We start from the raw sequence: 16688 nt of genomic DNA, 5'->3' as shown, positions 1-16688 counted from the left end.
CTCCGCCAGGAGGAAAGGCCTTGAAAGACCTACTGAATTTGCTGAAAAACCAGGGTCAAGTCGAAGAGTTCGACGCCATCCGTATTGGATTGGCCTCGCCTGAGATGATCCGTTCGTGGTCGTTCGGTGAAGTTAAAAAGCCGGAAACCATCAACTACCGTACGTTCAAGCCTGAGCGTGACGGCCTGTTCTGCGCCAAGATCTTTGGCCCAGTCAAGGACTACGAGTGCCTGTGCGGTAAGTACAAGCGCCTGAAGCACCGTGGCGTGATCTGTGAGAAGTGCGGCGTAGAAGTCGCCCTGGCCAAGGTTCGTCGTGAGCGCATGGCGCACATCGAACTGGCCTCTCCAGTTGCCCATATCTGGTTCCTGAAATCGCTGCCGTCCCGTATCGGCTTGCTGATGGACATGACCCTGCGTGACATCGAGCGCGTGCTCTACTTCGAGAGCTATGTCGTTATCGATCCAGGCATGACCACGCTGGAAAAAGGTCAGCTGCTCAACGACGAGCAATACTTCGAAGCGCTGGAAGAGTTCGGTGATGACTTCGACGCCCGTATGGGGGCCGAGGCTGTCCGCGAGCTGCTGCACGCTATTGACCTGGAGCACGAGATCGGCCGCCTGCGTGAAGAGATTCCGCAGACCAACTCGGAAACCAAGATCAAGAAGCTGTCCAAGCGTCTGAAACTGATGGAAGCCTTCCAAGGCTCGGGCAACCTGCCTGAGTGGATGGTCCTGACCGTTCTGCCGGTTCTGCCGCCAGACCTGCGTCCATTGGTTCCGCTTGATGGCGGTCGCTTCGCGACTTCCGACCTCAACGATCTGTATCGTCGGGTGATCAACCGTAACAACCGTCTGAAGCGCCTGCTCGATCTGTCCGCGCCGGACATCATCGTGCGCAACGAAAAGCGCATGCTGCAGGAAGCTGTCGATGCCTTGCTGGACAACGGTCGTCGTGGCCGTGCCATCACCGGTTCGAACAAGCGTCCTCTGAAGTCCCTGGCCGACATGATCAAGGGTAAGCAAGGTCGTTTCCGTCAGAACTTGCTCGGTAAGCGTGTTGACTACTCTGGCCGTTCGGTAATTACCGTAGGTCCGACCCTGCGTCTGCACCAGTGCGGTCTGCCGAAGAAGATGGCTCTCGAGCTGTTCAAGCCGTTCATTTTCGGCAAGCTGGAAATGCGTGGTCTGGCGACCACCATCAAGGCTGCCAAGAAGATGGTCGAGCGCGAGCTGCCAGAGGTGTGGGACGTTCTCGCTGAAGTGATTCGCGAACACCCCGTACTGCTCAACCGTGCACCGACCCTTCACCGTCTGGGTATCCAGGCCTTTGAACCGGTACTGATCGAAGGTAAGGCTATCCAGCTGCACCCGCTGGTCTGTGCTGCGTACAACGCCGACTTCGACGGTGACCAAATGGCCGTGCACGTGCCGCTGACGCTGGAAGCCCAGCTCGAAGCGCGCGCGTTGATGATGTCGACCAACAACATTCTGTCGCCAGCCAACGGTGAGCCAATCATCGTTCCTTCGCAGGACGTTGTACTGGGTCTGTACTACATGACCCGTGAAGCCATCAACGCCAAGGGCGAAGGTCGCGTATTCGCTGACCTGCAAGAAGTTGACCGCGTATTCCGCGCCGGCGAAGCTGCCCTGCACGCCAAGATCAAGGTTCGTATCAACGAAACCGTGAACGATCGTGATGGCAACAGCGTCAAGAACACCCGTATCGTCGACACCACTGTCGGCCGTGCGCTGCTGTTCCAGGTTGTGCCTGCTGGCCTGTCTTACGACGTGGTCAACCAGCCAATGAAGAAGAAGGCGATCTCCAAGCTGATCAACCAGTGCTACCGCGTGGTTGGTCTGAAAGAGACCGTGATCTTCGCTGACCAGCTGATGTACACCGGTTTTGCTTACTCGACCATCTCTGGCGTTTCCATCGGTGTTAACGACTTCGTTATCCCGGATGAAAAAGCTCGCATCATCGGTACTGCTACCGACGAAGTGAAAGAGATCGAGAGCCAGTATGCTTCCGGCCTGGTAACCCAGGGCGAGAAGTACAACAAAGTTATCGACTTGTGGTCGAAGGCGAACGACGAAGTATCCAAGGCGATGATGGCCAACCTCTCGAAAGAGAAAGTCATTGATCGCAACGGCGACGAAGTCGAGCAAGAGTCCTTCAACTCGATGTACATGATGGCTGACTCCGGTGCTCGGGGTTCGGCAGCTCAGATTCGTCAGCTGGCTGGTATGCGTGGTCTGATGGCCAAGCCAGACGGCTCGATTATTGAGACGCCGATCACTGCGAACTTCCGTGAAGGTCTGAGCGTACTCCAATACTTCATCTCCACTCACGGTGCTCGTAAAGGTCTGGCGGATACCGCGTTGAAAACCGCGAACTCCGGTTACCTGACTCGTCGTCTGGTTGACGTTGCCCAGGATCTGGTGGTTACCGAGATCGATTGCGGCACCGAGCAAGGCCTGCTGATGACTCCGCACATTGAAGGCGGTGACGTTGTAGAGCCGTTGGGTGAGCGTGTACTGGGTCGTGTCATTGCTCGTGACGTGTTCAAACCGGGTACCGACGATGTAATCGTTCCGGCCGGTACTCTGGTCGACGAGAAGTGGGTTGAGTTCATCGAGCTGAACAGCATCGACGAAGTAGTCGTGCGTTCGCCGATCAGCTGCGAAACCCGCTACGGCATCTGCGCCAAGTGCTACGGTCGTGACCTGGCTCGCGGTCACCAGGTGAACATCGGTGAAGCTGTCGGCGTTATCGCTGCTCAGTCGATCGGTGAGCCGGGTACCCAGCTGACCATGCGTACGTTCCACATCGGTGGTGCTGCAAGCCGTACCTCGGCTGCCGACAGCGTCCAGGTGAAGAACGGCGGTATGGTGCGTCTGCACAACCTGAAGCAGGTTGAGCGTGCTGACGGCAACCTGGTTGCTGTATCGCGTTCCGGTGAGTTGGCAATTGCCGACGAATTCGGTCGTGAGCGTGAGCGCTATAAGCTGCCTTACGGTGCGGTGATTTCGGTGAAGGAAGGCGACAAGGTCGACGCTGGCGCAATCGTCGCCAAGTGGGATCCGCACACCCACCCAATCGTTACCGAAATGAAAGGTACCGTGACCTTTGTGGGCATGGAAGAAGGCATCACCATCAAGCGTCAGACTGACGAATTGACTGGTTTGACCAACATTGAAGTTCTGGACGTCAAAGACCGTCCGGCTGCAGGCAAGGAAATCCGTCCTGCAATCAAGATGGTCGACGCCAATGGCAAAGATTTGCTGCTGCCAGGTACCGACGTGCCAGCTCAGTACTTCCTGCCAGCGAACGCCTTGGTTGGTGTGGCTGACGGTGCTCAGATTGGTGTTGGTGACGTTATCGCGCGTATCCCGCAAGAAACGTCGAAGACTCGTGACATCACCGGTGGTCTGCCACGCGTTGCTGACCTGTTCGAAGCACGCCGTCCGAAAGAGGCGTCGATTCTGGCTGAAGTCAGCGGTACCATCGCCTTCGGTAAAGAGACCAAAGGCAAGCGCCGTCTGGTCATTACCCCGAACGACGGTAGCGATCCGTACGAAGAGCTGATTCCGAAGTGGCGCCACCTGAACGTCTTCGAAGGCGAACAAGTGAACCGCGGCGAAGTTATCTCTGACGGTCCTAGCGATCCGCACGACATCCTGCGTTTGCTGGGTGTGAGCGCGCTGGCCAAGTACATCGTCAACGAGATTCAGGACGTTTATCGTCTGCAAGGCGTGAAGATCAACGACAAGCACATCGAGACCATCCTGCGTCAGATGCTGCGTAAAGTTGAGATCACCGAGTCCGGTGACTCCAGCTTCATCAAGGGCGACCAGATGGAACTGACCCAGGTACTGGTAGAGAACGAGCGTCTGGCGACTGAAGACAAGTTCATCTCCAAGTTCTCGCGGGTTCTGCTGGGTATCACCAAGGCCTCGCTGTCCACCGAGTCGTTCATCTCGGCGGCCTCCTTCCAGGAGACCACCCGTGTTCTGACCGAAGCGGCGGTAACCGGCAAGCGCGACTACCTGCGCGGCCTGAAAGAAAACGTGGTCGTGGGTCGTCTGATTCCGGCCGGTACCGGTCTGGCCTACCACAGCGAGCGTAAGCGTCGTCGTGATGCCGACAAACCGCTGCGCGTAAGTGCCAGTGAGGTGGAAGCCGCACTGACCGAAGCGCTGAACTCCAGCGGTAACTGAAAGTAGGACGGGGCCCTGGCTGACCTGATCCGGTCATTGGCAACATGAATTGTTGCCGATGACTGGAGGAGGGAGGCTGGGGCCTCATCTTGACTGGGCGCAAGATCCTCTTTAGACTCTTGTACCCCTAAATTTGGTGGGACTCCGTCCTGCCAATTTTTGCTTTTCTTGCAAGACAATAGCGTCGCAAGACAACAGTGGAGCTAGTAGATGGCAACTATCAACCAGCTGGTACGTCAGCCGCGTAAGCGTATCGTCGAGAAATCCGACGTTCCTGCGCTGCAGAACTGCCCGCAACGTCGTGGCGTGTGCACCCGTGTGTACACCACTACGCCGAAAAAACCTAACTCGGCACTGCGTAAAGTATGCCGTGTGCGTCTGACCAACGGTTTCGAGGTTTCCTCGTACATCGGTGGTGAAGGCCACAACCTGCAAGAGCACAGCGTCGTACTGATCCGTGGCGGTCGTGTAAAAGACTTGCCAGGTGTTCGTTACCACACCGTTCGCGGTTCCCTGGATACTTCCGGCGTTAAAGGTCGTAACCAAGGCCGTTCGAAGTACGGTACCAAGCGTCCGAAGTAATCGGTCGTTTGTAGCAGTTTGCAGTAATTCATTTTATTGAGTCGATAAGAGTAAGGTCGGGCACGCACCCCGCTGGGGTCAACTGTCCCGGGCTAACCTGAAGACCGTTTGAGGGCTTATCAATGCCAAGACGTCGTGTAGCAGCCAAGCGTGAGATTCTGGACGATCCAAAATACGGAAGCCAGATCCTCGCCAAGTTCATGAACCACGTAATGGAAAGCGGCAAGAAAGCCGTTGCCGAGCGTATCGTTTACGGTGCACTGGACAAGGTTAAAGAACGCAAGAACAGCGATCCCCTGGAAATCTTCGAGAAAGCTCTCGACGCCATCGCTCCGCTGGTCGAAGTTAAGTCGCGCCGTGTTGGCGGTGCTACCTACCAGGTTCCTGTAGAAGTTCGTCCATCCCGTCGTAACGCCCTGGCAATGCGCTGGTTGGTAGACTACGCCCGTAAGCGCGGCGAGAAGTCTATGGCTCTGCGCCTGGCTGGCGAGCTGCTGGATGCTGCTGAAGGCAAAGGTGCTGCAGTCAAGAAGCGTGAAGACGTTCACCGTATGGCTGAAGCCAACAAAGCGTTCTCGCACTACCGCTTCTAATTCAGGCATCACTATTTTTGCGAGGGCTCTATGGCTCGTACTACACCAATTAACCGCTACCGTAACATTGGTATTTGCGCCCACGTTGACGCGGGTAAAACTACCACTACCGAGCGGATCCTGTTCTACACAGGTCTGAGCCACAAAATGGGCGAGGTGCACGACGGCGCCGCGACCACCGACTGGATGGTGCAGGAGCAGGAGCGGGGTATTACCATTACCTCCGCTGCTGTAACCACCTTCTGGAAAGGTTCCCGTGGTCAGTACGATAACTATCGCGTAAACGTCATCGATACCCCTGGCCACGTTGACTTCACCATTGAAGTAGAACGTTCGCTGCGCGTACTCGACGGCGCGGTCGTTGTTTTCTGCGGTACCTCCGGCGTTGAGCCGCAGTCCGAAACCGTATGGCGTCAAGCCAACAAGTACGGTGTTCCACGTGTTGTTTACGTGAACAAAATGGACCGTGCAGGTGCAAACTTCCTGCGTGTCGTAGGTCAGATCAAAAACCGTCTGGGTCACACCCCGGTCCCTGTTCAGCTGGCTATCGGCTCGGAAGACAACTTCCAGGGCCAGGTCGACCTGATCAAGATGAAGGCGATCTACTGGAACGACGACGACAAGGGCACCACCTATCGCGAGGAAGAAATTCCTGCCGATATGTTGGAGCTGGCTGAAGAGTGGCGCGCCAACATGGTCGAAGCCGCTGCAGAAGCCAACGAAGAGCTGATGAACAAGTACCTTGAAGAAGGTGAGCTGACTGTCGAAGAAATCAAGGCCGGTCTGCGCGCGCGCACCCTGGCCAGCGAGATCGTTCCGGCTGTCTGCGGTTCGTCGTTCAAGAACAAGGGCGTTCCCCTGGTTCTCGACGCCGTCATCGACTTCCTGCCTGCTCCTACCGAGATTCCTGCGATCAAGGGTATCCATCCTGATCTGATCGAGATCCCGAAGGACGAGCTGAAGGAAGAGCAGTACGAGGAGCGTCATGCTGACGACGGCGAGCCTTTCTCGGCGCTGGCGTTCAAGATTGCCACCGACCCGTTCGTGGGTACTCTGACGTTCGTTCGCGTCTACTCGGGCTTCCTGACCTCCGGTGACTCCGTCATCAACTCGGTCAAGGGCAAGAAAGAACGCGTTGGCCGTATGGTGCAGATGCACGCCAACCAGCGTGAAGAAATCAAGGAAGTACTGGCAGGCGACATCGCTGCTCTGATCGGCATGAAGGACGTCACTACCGGTGACACCCTGTGCAGCGCCGACAAGCCGATCATCCTCGAGCGTATGGACTTCCCTGAGCCGGTGATTTCGCTCTCCGTAGAGCCGAAAACCAAGGCTGACCAGGAGAAGATGGGTATCGCTCTGGGCAAGCTGGCCCAGGAAGACCCGTCGTTCCGCGTCAAGACTGACGAAGAAACCGGCCAGACCATCATCTCCGGTATGGGTGAGCTGCACCTGGACATCCTCGTTGACCGCATGAAGCGCGAGTTCAACGTCGAGTGCAACGTCGGTAAGCCGCAGGTTTCGTACCGCGAGAAGATCACCAAGTCCAACGTCGAGATCGAAGGCAAGTTCGTTCGTCAGTCGGGTGGTCGTGGTCAGTTCGGTCACTGCTGGATCCGTTTCTCGGAGCCGGACGTGGACGACAAGGGCAACATCACCGAAGGTCTGGTGTTTACCAACGAAGTCGTTGGTGGTGTGATTCCTAAGGAATTCATCGCCCCGATCCAGAAGGGTATCGAAGAGCAGATGAAAAACGGCGTTGTTGCCGGCTATCCGCTGCTCGGCCTCAAGGCTACGGTATTCGACGGTTCGTACCACGACGTCGACTCCAACGAAATGGCGTTCAAAATCGCTGCTTCGATGGCGACCAAGCAACTGGCCCAGAAGGGCGGTGGCGTTGTGCTTGAGCCGATCATGAAGGTCGAAGTTGTAACTCCGGAAGATTACCTGGGTGACGTGATGGGTGACCTGAGCCGTCGTCGCGGGATGATCCAGGGTAATGAAGACTCGGTGTCCGGCAAGGTAATCACTGCTGAGGTGCCGCTCGGAGAGATGTTCGGTTACGCAACCGACGTTCGTTCCATGTCTCAGGGTCGCGCAAGCTACTCCATGGAATTCTCCAAATACGCCGAAGCTCCGTCGAACATCGTCGAAGCACTCGTTAAAAAACAAGGCTAATCCCCTTTAGGCAAGAGGTTCACTGTCGTGGCTAAAGAAAAATTTGATCGTTCCCTTCCCCACGTTAACGTCGGCACTATCGGCCACGTTGACCACGGTAAGACCACTCTGACCGCAGCTCTGACTCGCGTCTGCTCCGAAGTTTTCGGTTCGGCCGTTGTTGAGTTCGACAAAATCGACTCGGCTCCAGAAGAAAAAGCTCGTGGTATCACCATCAATACCGCGCACGTCGAGTACAACTCGAACATTCGTCACTACGCTCACGTTGACTGCCCAGGTCACGCTGACTACGTGAAGAACATGATCACCGGTGCTGCCCAGATGGACGGCGCGATCCTGGTTTGCTCGGCCGCCGATGGTCCGATGCCACAAACCCGTGAGCACATCCTGCTGTCCCGTCAGGTAGGCGTTCCGTACATCGTGGTCTTCCTGAACAAGGCTGACCTGGTAGACGACGCTGAGCTGCTGGAACTGGTTGAGATGGAAGTTCGCGACCTGCTGTCCACCTACGACTTCCCAGGCGACGACACCCCGATCATCATCGGTTCGGCTCGTATGGCGCTGGAAGGCAAAGATGATAACGAAATGGGTACTACCGCTGTTAAGAAGCTGGTAGAAACTCTGGATGCCTACATCCCTGAGCCAGTTCGTGCAATCGACCAGCCGTTCCTGATGCCAATCGAAGACGTATTCTCGATCTCGGGTCGTGGTACCGTTGTTACCGGTCGTATCGAGCGTGGTATCGTCCGCGTTCAGGATCCACTGGAAATCGTTGGTCTGCGTGACACCACCACCACCACCTGCACCGGTGTTGAGATGTTCCGCAAGCTGCTGGACGAAGGTCGTGCTGGCGAGAACTGCGGCGTTCTGCTGCGTGGTACCAAGCGTGACGACGTTGAGCGTGGTCAGGTTCTGGTCAAGCCAGGTTCGGTTAAGCCGCACACCAAGTTCACCGCAGAAGTTTACGTTCTGAGCAAGGAAGAAGGCGGTCGTCACACTCCGTTCTTCAAAGGCTACCGTCCACAGTTCTACTTCCGTACTACTGACGTGACCGGTAACTGCGAGCTGCCAGAAGGCGTTGAAATGGTAATGCCAGGTGACAACATCCAGATGACTGTCACTCTGATCAAAACCATCGCAATGGAAGATGGTCTGCGTTTCGCTATCCGTGAAGGCGGTCGTACCGTCGGCGCTGGCGTCGTAGCCAAAATCATCGAGTAATTCTCGATAGGTTGAAAAGCCCCCGCTCAGCGGGGGCTTTTTTTATTGGGTTGACACCCAATAGGGGCGTCTATAGAATCACGCCTCCTTTTAACGGGCGTAGTGCGCCCGGTGGGAATAGCAGCCTGGAGTCTGAAATCCAATGCAAAATCAGCAAATCCGTATCAGGTTGAAGGCTTTCGACCATCGCCTGATCGACCAATCCACCCAGGAAATCGTGGAAACCGCGAAACGTACTGGTGCTCAAGTGCGTGGTCCAATTCCACTGCCTACTCGCAAAGAGCGGTTCACCGTTCTGGTCTCCCCGCACGTCAACAAAGACGCGCGTGACCAGTACGAGATCCGTACTCATAAGCGCGTTCTGGACATCGTCCAGCCAACGGATAAAACCGTTGATGCGCTGATGAAGCTTGATCTTGCAGCAGGTGTGGAAGTGCAGATCAGCCTCGGCTAAGACCTGGTCTTAGTCGTGTAACGCTCTGAAATGGGCGGCCATAGCGGGTGAAAGCCCCGTACACTCATGAGGTTTACAACATGACTATTGGTGTAGTCGGTCGTAAAGCGGGTATGACCCGTATTTTCACCGAAGAAGGTGTCTCCATTCCGGTCACGGTCATTGAGATCGAGCCGAATCGCGTCACCCAGTTCAAAACTGAAGAAACCGATGGCTACCGTGCAGTGCAAGTCACTGTAGGTGAGCGTCGTGCTTCGCGTGTGACTGCTGCTCAAGCAGGTCACTTCGCTAAGGCGAACGTTGCCGCTGGTCGTCTGGTCCAGGAATTCCGTCTTGAAGAAGGCGAGTTCAAGGCTGGCGACTCGATCAACGCTGAAATCTTCGCTGCAGGTCAGCTGGTAGACGTTACCGGTCAGTCCAAAGGTAAAGGCTTCGCCGGTACTATCAAGCGCTGGAATTTCCGTGGTCAAGATAACACCCACGGTAACTCCGTATCCCACCGCGTCCCGGGCTCTATCGGCCAGTGCCAGACTCCTGGTCGTGTATTCAAGGGCAAGAAAATGTCCGGTCATATGGGCGCCGAGCGCGTGACCGTTCAGTCCCTGGAAGTAGTGCGCGTCGACGCTGAACGCAATCTGTTGCTGGTCAAGGGTGCCGTTCCAGGCGCTACTGGCGGTAACGTGGTTGTGCGTCCGGCTGCCAAGGCTCGCGGTTAAGGGGAAGCTGACATGCAACTTAATGTAAATGACGCTCAAGCGATCGAAGTTTCCGAACTGACTTTCGGTGGCGAATTCAACGAGACGCTGGTTCACCAAGCAGTCGTGGCCTACATGGCCGGCGGCCGTCAGGGCACCAAGCAGCAGAAAACCCGTTCCGACGTTGCTGGTGGCGGTAAGCGCCCATGGCGTCAGAAAGGTACTGGTCGCGCTCGTGCCGGTACTATCCGTAGCCCAATCTGGCGTGGCGGCGGTACCACTTTCGCAGCTCGTCCTCAAGACCACTCGCAGAAGCTCAACAAGAAGATGTACCGCGCAGCACTGCGCTCCATCCTCGCTGAGCTGGTGCGTACCGACCGTCTGGTCGTGGTTCAGGACTTCGCTGTTGAAGCACCGAAAACCAAAGACCTGCTGAGCAAGCTGAACGGCATGGGTCTGAGCGACGTACTGATCGTTTCTGACGCTGTTGATCAGAACCTGTACCTGGCTGCTCGTAACCTGCCGCACGTCGACGTACGTGACGTTCAGGGTTCCGATCCGGTCAGTCTGATCGCATACGACAAAGTGTTGATCACTGTGTCGGCCGTGAAGAAATTCGAGGAGCTGCTGGGATGAACCAGGAACGCGTATTTAAAGTCCTCCTTGGCCCGCACGTTTCCGAGAAGGCTACCGTTCTGGCTGAGAAAAAAGGCCAGTTCGTATTCAAGGTTGCTACCGATGCAACCAAGCTGGAAATCAAGAAAGCTGTCGAAGGCCTGTTCGGCGTAAAAGTCGAAAACGTGTCGACTGTTAACGTTCTGGGTAAAACCAAGCGTACCGCACGTGGTCTGGGCAAGCGTAATGACTGGAAGAAGGCGATCGTATCCCTTCAGCCAGGCCAAGATCTCGATTTCAGCAGCAGTGCTGAGTAAGGAAGGGGTGCATCATGGCAATCGTTAAATGCAAACCGACTTCCGCTGGCCGCCGTTTCGTGGTCAAGGTGGTCAACAAGGAGCTGCATAAAGGCGCTCCTCACGCACCGCTGCTCGAGAAGAAGTCGAAGTCTGGTGGTCGTAACAACAATGGCCGTATCACTACTCGTCACGTAGGTGGTGGTCATAAGCAGCATTACCGTATGGTCGATTTCCGTCGCAACGACAAAGATGGCATCGTCGCCACTGTCGAGCGTATCGAATACGATCCAAACCGTACTGCTCACATCGCACTGCTGTGCTACGCAGACGGCGAGCGCCGCTACATCATCGCCCCTAAAGGCGTTGCTGCTGGCGACCAGCTGATCGCAGGCGCTCTGGCTCCAATCAAGCCAGGCAACTCCCTGCAACTGCGCAACATCCCAGTGGGTAGCACCATTCACGGCATCGAACTGAAGCCGGGCAAAGGTGCTCAGATCGCTCGTTCCGCTGGTGCTTCGGCTCAGCTGATCGCTCGCGAAGGTGTCTATGTGACCCTGCGTCTGCGCTCCGGTGAAATGCGTAAAGTCCTGGCTGAATGCCGTGCGACCCTGGGCGAAGTCTCGAACTCCGAGCACAGCCTGCGTTCGCTGGGTAAAGCCGGTGCCAAACGCTGGCGTGGCGTTCGCCCAACCGTTCGTGGTGTTGCCATGAACCCGGTTGACCACCCACATGGTGGTGGTGAAGGTCGTACCTCCGGTGGTCGTCATCCGGTATCGCCATGGGGCTTCCCGACTAAGGGCGCGAAGACTCGTGGTAATAAGCGTACCGACAACATGATCGTCCGTCGTCGCAAGTAAATAGAGGGATACGACAGTGCCACGTTCTCTGAAAAAAGGTCCTTTTATCGATCTTCACCTACTGAAGAAGATCGAAGTGGCGGCGGAAAAGAACGATCGCAAACCAGTTAAGACCTGGTCGCGCCGTTCGATGATCCTGCCACAAATGGTCGGTCTGACCATCGCGGTACACAACGGTCGTCAACACGTCCCAGTTCTCGTGAACGAAGACATGGTCGGCCATAAACTGGGCGAGTTTGCCGGTACCCGCACCTATCGTGGGCACGTGGCTGACAAGAAAGCCAAGCGTTAAGGGGTAAGGAAATGGAAGTAGCCGCTAAGTTGTCGGGCGCTCGAATCTCCGCCCAGAAAGCCCGCTTGGTCGCCGACCAGATCCGCGGGAAGAAGGTGGGCGAAGCGCTCAACCTGTTGGCCTTCAGCAGCAAAAAAGCCGCTGAAATCATGAAGAAAGTCCTCGAGTCGGCCGTAGCCAACGCCGAGCATAACGAAGGCGCAGACGTTGATGACCTGAAGGTCTCCACCGTTTTCGTCAACGAAGGGCGTTCGCTGAAGCGTATCATGCCGCGTGCCAAAGGCCGCGCTGATCGCATCGTCAAGCGGTCTTGCCATATCACTGTCAAGGTTGCGGACAAGTAACGGAGTCGATCAGATGGGTCAGAAAGTACATCCCACTGGCATTCGCCTGGGAATCGTCAAGGAGCACACCTCCGTCTGGTACGCAGACGGTCGGACTTATGCGGACTATTTGCTCGCAGATCTGAATGTGCGTGAGTACCTCCAAGACAAACTAAAAAGCGCGTCCGTTAGCCGTATCGATATCCATCGTCCGGCTCAAACTGCACGCATCACCATCCACACCGCTCGTCCAGGTATCGTTATCGGGAAGAAAGGTGAAGATGTTGAAAAACTGCGTCAGGACCTGACCAAGCAAATGGGTGTGCCTGTGCACATCAATATCGAAGAGATCCGCAAGCCGGAACTCGACGGTATGCTGGTAGCTCAGAGCGTAGCTCAGCAGCTGGAGCGTCGTGTGATGTTCCGTCGCGCCATGAAGCGCGCCGTACAGAACGCCATGCGCATTGGTGCCAAAGGCATCAAGATCCAGGTGAGCGGTCGTCTCGGCGGTGCTGAAATCGCACGTACTGAATGGTATCGCGAAGGTCGTGTGCCACTGCACACCCTGCGTGCCGATATCGACTATGCCACCTACGAAGCTCACACCACTTACGGTGTGATCGGTGTGAAGGTTTGGATCTTCAAAGGCGAAGTAATTGGTGGTCGCCAAGAAGAACTGAAACCACAAGCACCAGCGCCTCGTAAAAAAGCTGCTAAGTAAGGGGTACGCCAAATGTTGCAACCAAAGCGTACAAAATTCCGCAAGCAGATGACTGGCCACAACCGTGGTCTGGCACTGCGCGGTAGCAAGGTCAGCTTCGGCGAATTCGCCCTGAAAGCTGTTGCTCGCGGTCGTCTCACCGCTCGCCAGATTGAGTCGGCACGTCGTGCTCTGACTCGTCACGTAAAACGTGGCGGTAAAATCTGGATCCGTGTGTTCCCGGACAAGCCGATCTCCAAGAAGCCTCTCGAAGTGCGGATGGGTAAAGGTAAGGGTTCCGTGGAGTACTGGGTTGCCCAGATCCAGCCAGGTAAAGTCCTGTACGAGATCGAGGGTGTTTCTGAAGAGCTGGCGCGCGAAGCTTTCGCCCTGGCCGCTGCAAAGCTGCCTCTCGCCACCTCCTTTGTTAAGCGGACGGTGATGTGATGAAAGCGAATGAACTTCGTGAAAAATCCGCACAGCAACTGAATGAGCAACTGCTCGGCTTGCTGCGCGACCAGTTCAATCTGCGTATGCAGAAAGCAACTGGCCAGTTGGGGCAGTCGCACCTGCTCTCGCAAGTTAAGCGTGACATCGCTCGCGTGAAAACTGTGCTCAACCAGCAGGCAGGTAAGTAATCATGGCTGAAGTTGAAAAAACTGTCCGTACGCTGACTGGCCGTGTTGTCAGCGACAAGATGGACAAAACCATCACCGTATTGATCGAGCGTCGCGTAAAGCACCCGATCTACGGTAAATACGTTAAGCGTTCGACTAAGCTGCACGCGCACGACGAAACCAATCAGTGCCATATCGGCGACAAGGTCTCCATCCGTGAGACCCGTCCGCTGGCCAAGACCAAGTCCTGGGCACTGGTTGAAGTTCTCGAACGCGCTGTTGAAGTCTAAGGGCTAAGGGTCGGAGAAATTTTATGATTCAGACTCAATCCATGCTCGATGTGGCCGATAACAGCGGCGCTCGTCGCGTCATGTGCATCAAGGTGCTCGGCGGTTCTCACCGCCGTTACGCCGGTATCGGTGACATCATCAAGGTAACCGTTAAGGAAGCAATTCCTCGCGGTAAAGTGAAGAAAGGCCAAGTGATGACTGCTGTTGTAGTCCGCACTCGCCACGGTGTCCGTCGTGCTGACGGCTCCATCATCCGCTTTGATGGCAACGCTGCTGTTCTGCTGAACAACAAGCAAGAGCCGATCGGCACCCGTATCTTTGGGCCAGTGACCCGTGAACTTCGTACCGAGAAGTTCATGAAGATCGTCTCGCTCGCCCCAGAAGTGCTGTAAGGAGATCCGACATGCAAAAGATTCGTCGTGACGACGAGATCATCGTGATCGCCGGCAAAGACAAAGGTAAGCGCGGTAAGGTGCTCAAGGTTCTCGCTGACGACCGTCTGGTCGTTGGTGGGATCAACCTGGTGAAGCGTCATACCAAGCCTAACCCGATGTCGGGCGTACAAGGCGGTATCGTCGAGAAAGAAGCGCCACTGCACGCTTCCAACGTCGCCATTTTCAACGGCGAAACCAACAAGGCTGACCGCGTTGGTTTCAAAGTAGAAGACGGCAAGAAAATTCGTGTCTTCAAGTCGACCCAAAAAGCGGTTGATGCTTGAACACTGCTAGGTAGAAGACCATGGCACGACTGAAAGAGATTTACCGGAAGGAAATTGCTCCGAAGCTTAAGGAAGAACTTAAGCTGGCGAACGTGATGGAAGTTCCGCGCGTTACCAAGATCACCCTGAACATGGGTCTGGGCGAAGCTGTCGGCGACAAAAAAGTCATCGAGCACGCTGTTGCTGACCTGGAAAAGATCACCGGTCAAAAAGCCGTTGTGACTTTCGCTCGGAAATCCATCGCGGGCTTCAAAGTCCGTGAGGGCTGGCCGATCGGCGTTAAAGTTACTCTGCGCCGTGATCGTATGTACGAATTCCTGGACCGCCTGCTGGCGATCTCCCTGCCTCGGGTTCGCGACTTCCGCGGCCTGAATGCCAAGTCCTTCGATGGTCGTGGCAACTACAGCATGGGTGTCAAAGAGCAGATCATCTTCCCGGAAATCGACTACGACAAGATCGATGCTCTGCGCGGTCTGGACATTACCCTGACCACCACTGCTAAGAACGATGACGAAGGCCGCGCACTGCTGCGTGCTTTCAAATTCCCGTTCCGCAACTGATTGGAGTAGGAAAATGGCCAAGAAGAGCATGAAAAACCGTGAGCTGAAGCGTCAGCTCACTGTTGCCAAGTACGCCAAGAAGCGTGCCGAGCTGAAAGCGACCATCGTTAACCTGGAAGCAACTCCAGAAGAGCGTTTTGCCGCTGTTGTAGCTCTGCAGAAGCAGCCACGTGACGCTAGCGCCTCGCGCCTGCGTAACCGCTGCCGCATCACCGGTCGTCCACACGGCGTTTACCGCAAGTTCGGCCTCGGCCGTAACAAGCTGCGTGAAGCAGCAATGCGCGGTGACGTTCCAGGTCTGGTTAAAGCCAGCTGGTAAGACGTACCGGCAGCGTCCAGGTGGCGGAGGAGCAATCTTCCGACCACCGGTGACTTTGCAACGAAACAAGCCCCTACTGGGGCTTGTTTCGTTTCTGGTATCTGTCTAGAATGACCGGCTCTCCTGAGCCCGGGTTTTTTGACCTGGCCGTTCGGGGGACTGTAGTAGCCGAGAGGCTAATTTTTCTTGTATCAGGAGCGTCTAGCCCATGAGTATGCAGGACCCGTTAGCGGACATGCTAACTCGCATCCGTAATGCCCAGATGGCTGAAAAGTCCGTCGTAAGCATGCCTTCTTCGACTCTGAAGGTTGCGGTCGCCAAAGTTCTGAAAGACGAAGGTTACATCGCTGGCTACCAAGTTAGCAGCGAAGTCAAGCCATCGCTTTCCATCGAGCTGAAATACTTCGAAGGCCGTCCGGTCATCGAAGAAGTCAAGCGCGTAAGTCGTCCAGGCCTGCGTCAGTACAAGTCCGTCGAAGATCTGCCGAAAGTACGTGGCGGTCTGGGCGTGTCTATCGTCTCCACCAACAAAGGTGTGATGACTGATCGTGCTGCGCGCGCTGCCGGTGTCGGCGGCGAAGTTCTCTGCACAGTGTTCTAAGGGGGGATAAGCATGTCTCGCGTCGCTAAGAACCCCGTTAAGCTGCCAGCCGGTGTCGAAGTCAAATTCGTCGGCCAACAGCTTTCGGTGAAGGGTGCCAAGGGCACTCTCGAACTGAACGTTCACTCGTCCGTAGAAGTAGTTGAAGAAGCTGGTGAGCTGCGTTTTGCTGCTCGCAACGGCGATCAACAAACCCGCGCTATGGCCGGTACCACCCGTGCTCTGGTTAACAACATGGTCCAAGGCGTAAGCCAAGGCTTCGAGCGCAAGCTCCAGCTGGTCGGTGTTGGTTACAAAGCACAAGCCAAAGGCACCGTGCTGAACCTGGCACTCGGCTTCTCGCATCCAGTGGATTACGAACTGCCGGCCGGTATCACCGCTGAGACCCCAAGCCAGACCGATATCCTGATCAAAGGTATCGACAAGCAGCTGGTAGGTCAGGTGGCCGCTGAAATCCGCGGTTTCCGTCCACCAGAGCCGTACAAAGGCAAGGGTGTGCGTTACGCGGACGAAGTCGTCCGTCGTAAAGAAGCCAAGAAGAAGTAGGGCCTAGC

At 55.9% G+C, this 16688-nt stretch carries 22 protein-coding genes; all 22 read left to right on the top strand.

Annotated elements, in window-relative coordinates; translation table 11 throughout:
• Nucleotides 1-20 precede the first annotated feature (20 nt).
• The 22 genes from rpoC (at nucleotide 21) to rplF (ending at nucleotide 16680) form a co-directional block, all read left to right on the top strand.
• Nucleotides 21-4220: a DNA-directed RNA polymerase subunit beta' gene (gene rpoC, locus E1573_RS03590; RefSeq protein ID WP_133210711.1), complete on the top strand. Its 4200-nt coding sequence runs from the start codon at nucleotides 21-23 to the stop codon at nucleotides 4218-4220.
• 210 nt (nucleotides 4221-4430) lie between these two features.
• Nucleotides 4431-4802 (top strand): 30S ribosomal protein S12, encoded by a 372-nt coding sequence (gene rpsL, locus E1573_RS03585; RefSeq protein ID WP_003186084.1) that lies wholly within the window; start codon nucleotides 4431-4433, stop codon nucleotides 4800-4802.
• Nucleotides 4803-4924: 122 nt separating this feature from the next.
• Nucleotides 4925-5395 (top strand): 30S ribosomal protein S7, encoded by a 471-nt coding sequence (rpsG, locus tag E1573_RS03580; RefSeq protein ID WP_008089143.1) that lies wholly within the window; start codon nucleotides 4925-4927, stop codon nucleotides 5393-5395.
• Between the two features lie 30 nt (nucleotides 5396-5425).
• Nucleotides 5426-7573 carry an elongation factor G gene (gene fusA / locus E1573_RS03575; protein WP_133210709.1) on the top strand — a complete coding sequence of 716 codons (2148 nt, stop codon included), beginning with the start codon at nucleotides 5426-5428 and terminating at the stop codon, nucleotides 7571-7573.
• A gap of 27 nt (nucleotides 7574-7600) precedes the next feature.
• Nucleotides 7601-8794 (top strand): elongation factor Tu, encoded by a 1194-nt coding sequence (tuf, locus tag E1573_RS03570; RefSeq protein WP_010951775.1) that lies wholly within the window; start codon nucleotides 7601-7603, stop codon nucleotides 8792-8794.
• Between the two features lie 142 nt (nucleotides 8795-8936).
• Nucleotides 8937-9248 carry a 30S ribosomal protein S10 gene (gene rpsJ, locus E1573_RS03565; RefSeq protein WP_003186070.1) on the top strand — a complete coding sequence of 104 codons (312 nt, stop codon included), beginning with the start codon at nucleotides 8937-8939 and terminating at the stop codon, nucleotides 9246-9248.
• An 80-nt stretch (nucleotides 9249-9328) separates the two neighbouring features.
• On the top strand, nucleotides 9329-9964 hold the full coding sequence (gene rplC, locus E1573_RS03560) for a 50S ribosomal protein L3 (protein WP_133210707.1): 636 nt from the start codon (nucleotides 9329-9331) through the stop codon (nucleotides 9962-9964).
• A gap of 12 nt (nucleotides 9965-9976) precedes the next feature.
• Entirely contained in the window at nucleotides 9977-10579 is a 603-nt protein-coding gene (gene rplD / locus E1573_RS03555; RefSeq protein ID WP_133210705.1) for a 50S ribosomal protein L4, read from the top strand.
• Nucleotides 10576-10875 carry a 50S ribosomal protein L23 gene (rplW, locus tag E1573_RS03550; protein ID WP_010220306.1) on the top strand — a complete coding sequence of 100 codons (300 nt, stop codon included), beginning with the start codon at nucleotides 10576-10578 and terminating at the stop codon, nucleotides 10873-10875. The genes rplD and rplW overlap by 4 nt, the downstream gene beginning before the upstream one ends.
• A 14-nt stretch (nucleotides 10876-10889) precedes the next feature.
• Nucleotides 10890-11714, top strand: a complete 825-nt coding sequence (gene rplB / locus E1573_RS03545; protein WP_133210703.1) for a 50S ribosomal protein L2 — start codon at nucleotides 10890-10892, stop codon at nucleotides 11712-11714.
• Between the two features lie 16 nt (nucleotides 11715-11730).
• Nucleotides 11731-12006 carry a 30S ribosomal protein S19 gene (gene rpsS / locus E1573_RS03540; RefSeq protein ID WP_002555486.1) on the top strand — a complete coding sequence of 92 codons (276 nt, stop codon included), beginning with the start codon at nucleotides 11731-11733 and terminating at the stop codon, nucleotides 12004-12006.
• 11 nt (nucleotides 12007-12017) lie between these two features.
• Complete coding sequence (gene rplV / locus E1573_RS03535; protein ID WP_003103908.1) at nucleotides 12018-12350, top strand: 50S ribosomal protein L22; 333 nt, start codon at nucleotides 12018-12020, stop codon at nucleotides 12348-12350.
• 13 nt (nucleotides 12351-12363) lie between these two features.
• A complete protein-coding gene (gene rpsC / locus E1573_RS03530) occupies nucleotides 12364-13050 on the top strand; it encodes a 30S ribosomal protein S3 (RefSeq protein ID WP_010220308.1) in 687 nt (228 codons plus the stop codon).
• A gap of 12 nt (nucleotides 13051-13062) precedes the next feature.
• Nucleotides 13063-13476 (top strand): 50S ribosomal protein L16, encoded by a 414-nt coding sequence (gene rplP, locus E1573_RS03525; protein WP_003255479.1) that lies wholly within the window; start codon nucleotides 13063-13065, stop codon nucleotides 13474-13476.
• On the top strand, nucleotides 13476-13667 hold the full coding sequence (rpmC, locus tag E1573_RS03520; RefSeq protein ID WP_002555481.1) for a 50S ribosomal protein L29: 192 nt from the start codon (nucleotides 13476-13478) through the stop codon (nucleotides 13665-13667). Before rplP ends, rpmC begins: the two co-directional genes overlap by 1 nt.
• A 2-nt stretch (nucleotides 13668-13669) precedes the next feature.
• The gene (gene rpsQ / locus E1573_RS03515) at nucleotides 13670-13936 is read left to right on the top strand and encodes a 30S ribosomal protein S17 (protein ID WP_133210701.1); all 267 of its coding nucleotides are present in this window, start codon (nucleotides 13670-13672) and stop codon (nucleotides 13934-13936) included.
• Between the two features lie 23 nt (nucleotides 13937-13959).
• Nucleotides 13960-14328, top strand: a complete 369-nt coding sequence (gene rplN, locus E1573_RS03510; protein ID WP_002555479.1) for a 50S ribosomal protein L14 — start codon at nucleotides 13960-13962, stop codon at nucleotides 14326-14328.
• Between the two features lie 11 nt (nucleotides 14329-14339).
• Nucleotides 14340-14654, top strand: coding sequence for a 50S ribosomal protein L24 (rplX, locus tag E1573_RS03505; RefSeq protein WP_009397501.1), 315 nt, complete (start codon nucleotides 14340-14342; stop codon nucleotides 14652-14654).
• A 20-nt stretch (nucleotides 14655-14674) separates the two neighbouring features.
• Nucleotides 14675-15214: a 50S ribosomal protein L5 gene (gene rplE / locus E1573_RS03500; RefSeq protein ID WP_028944480.1), complete on the top strand. Its 540-nt coding sequence runs from the start codon at nucleotides 14675-14677 to the stop codon at nucleotides 15212-15214.
• Between the two features lie 13 nt (nucleotides 15215-15227).
• Nucleotides 15228-15533, top strand: coding sequence for a 30S ribosomal protein S14 (rpsN, locus tag E1573_RS03495; RefSeq protein ID WP_010220312.1), 306 nt, complete (start codon nucleotides 15228-15230; stop codon nucleotides 15531-15533).
• Between the two features lie 208 nt (nucleotides 15534-15741).
• Entirely contained in the window at nucleotides 15742-16134 is a 393-nt protein-coding gene (gene rpsH / locus E1573_RS03490) for a 30S ribosomal protein S8 (protein ID WP_045182484.1), read from the top strand.
• A 12-nt stretch (nucleotides 16135-16146) separates the two neighbouring features.
• Nucleotides 16147-16680 carry a 50S ribosomal protein L6 gene (gene rplF / locus E1573_RS03485; RefSeq protein WP_133210698.1) on the top strand — a complete coding sequence of 178 codons (534 nt, stop codon included), beginning with the start codon at nucleotides 16147-16149 and terminating at the stop codon, nucleotides 16678-16680.
• Nucleotides 16681-16688: the final 8 nt, after the last annotated feature.

It is taken from the genome of Pseudomonas sp. H9 (genome assembly GCF_004353925.1).
GTDB lineage: Bacteria > Pseudomonadota > Gammaproteobacteria > Pseudomonadales > Pseudomonadaceae > Aquipseudomonas.
Note: the sequence above shows the minus strand (reverse complement) of the source record. Positions and strands in the feature narration are given on the sequence as shown.

Excerpts from the sequence above, each read along its gene's own strand:
- rpsL (WP_003186084.1), top strand. The coding sequence starts at position 4,431 with ATGGCAACTATCAACCAGCTGGTACGTCAGCCGCGTAAGCGTATCGTC.
- rpsG (WP_008089143.1), top strand. The coding sequence starts at position 4,925 with ATGCCAAGACGTCGTGTAGCAGCCAAGCGTGAGATTCTGGACGATCCA.
- fusA (WP_133210709.1), top strand. The coding sequence starts at position 5,426 with ATGGCTCGTACTACACCAATTAACCGCTACCGTAACATTGGTATTTGC.
- rpsJ (WP_003186070.1), top strand. The coding sequence starts at position 8,937 with ATGCAAAATCAGCAAATCCGTATCAGGTTGAAGGCTTTCGACCATCGC.
- rplC (WP_133210707.1), top strand. The coding sequence starts at position 9,329 with ATGACTATTGGTGTAGTCGGTCGTAAAGCGGGTATGACCCGTATTTTC.
- rplD (WP_133210705.1), top strand. The coding sequence starts at position 9,977 with ATGCAACTTAATGTAAATGACGCTCAAGCGATCGAAGTTTCCGAACTG.
- rplW (WP_010220306.1), top strand. The coding sequence starts at position 10,576 with ATGAACCAGGAACGCGTATTTAAAGTCCTCCTTGGCCCGCACGTTTCC.
- rplB (WP_133210703.1), top strand. The coding sequence starts at position 10,890 with ATGGCAATCGTTAAATGCAAACCGACTTCCGCTGGCCGCCGTTTCGTG.
- rplV (WP_003103908.1), top strand. The coding sequence starts at position 12,018 with ATGGAAGTAGCCGCTAAGTTGTCGGGCGCTCGAATCTCCGCCCAGAAA.
- rpsC (WP_010220308.1), top strand. The coding sequence starts at position 12,364 with ATGGGTCAGAAAGTACATCCCACTGGCATTCGCCTGGGAATCGTCAAG.
- rplP (WP_003255479.1), top strand. The coding sequence starts at position 13,063 with ATGTTGCAACCAAAGCGTACAAAATTCCGCAAGCAGATGACTGGCCAC.
- rpmC (WP_002555481.1), top strand. The coding sequence starts at position 13,476 with ATGAAAGCGAATGAACTTCGTGAAAAATCCGCACAGCAACTGAATGAG.
- rpsQ (WP_133210701.1), top strand. The coding sequence starts at position 13,670 with ATGGCTGAAGTTGAAAAAACTGTCCGTACGCTGACTGGCCGTGTTGTC.
- rplN (WP_002555479.1), top strand. The coding sequence starts at position 13,960 with ATGATTCAGACTCAATCCATGCTCGATGTGGCCGATAACAGCGGCGCT.
- rplX (WP_009397501.1), top strand. The coding sequence starts at position 14,340 with ATGCAAAAGATTCGTCGTGACGACGAGATCATCGTGATCGCCGGCAAA.
- rplE (WP_028944480.1), top strand. The coding sequence starts at position 14,675 with ATGGCACGACTGAAAGAGATTTACCGGAAGGAAATTGCTCCGAAGCTT.
- rpsN (WP_010220312.1), top strand. The coding sequence starts at position 15,228 with ATGGCCAAGAAGAGCATGAAAAACCGTGAGCTGAAGCGTCAGCTCACT.
- rpsH (WP_045182484.1), top strand. The coding sequence starts at position 15,742 with ATGAGTATGCAGGACCCGTTAGCGGACATGCTAACTCGCATCCGTAAT.
- rplF (WP_133210698.1), top strand. The coding sequence starts at position 16,147 with ATGTCTCGCGTCGCTAAGAACCCCGTTAAGCTGCCAGCCGGTGTCGAA.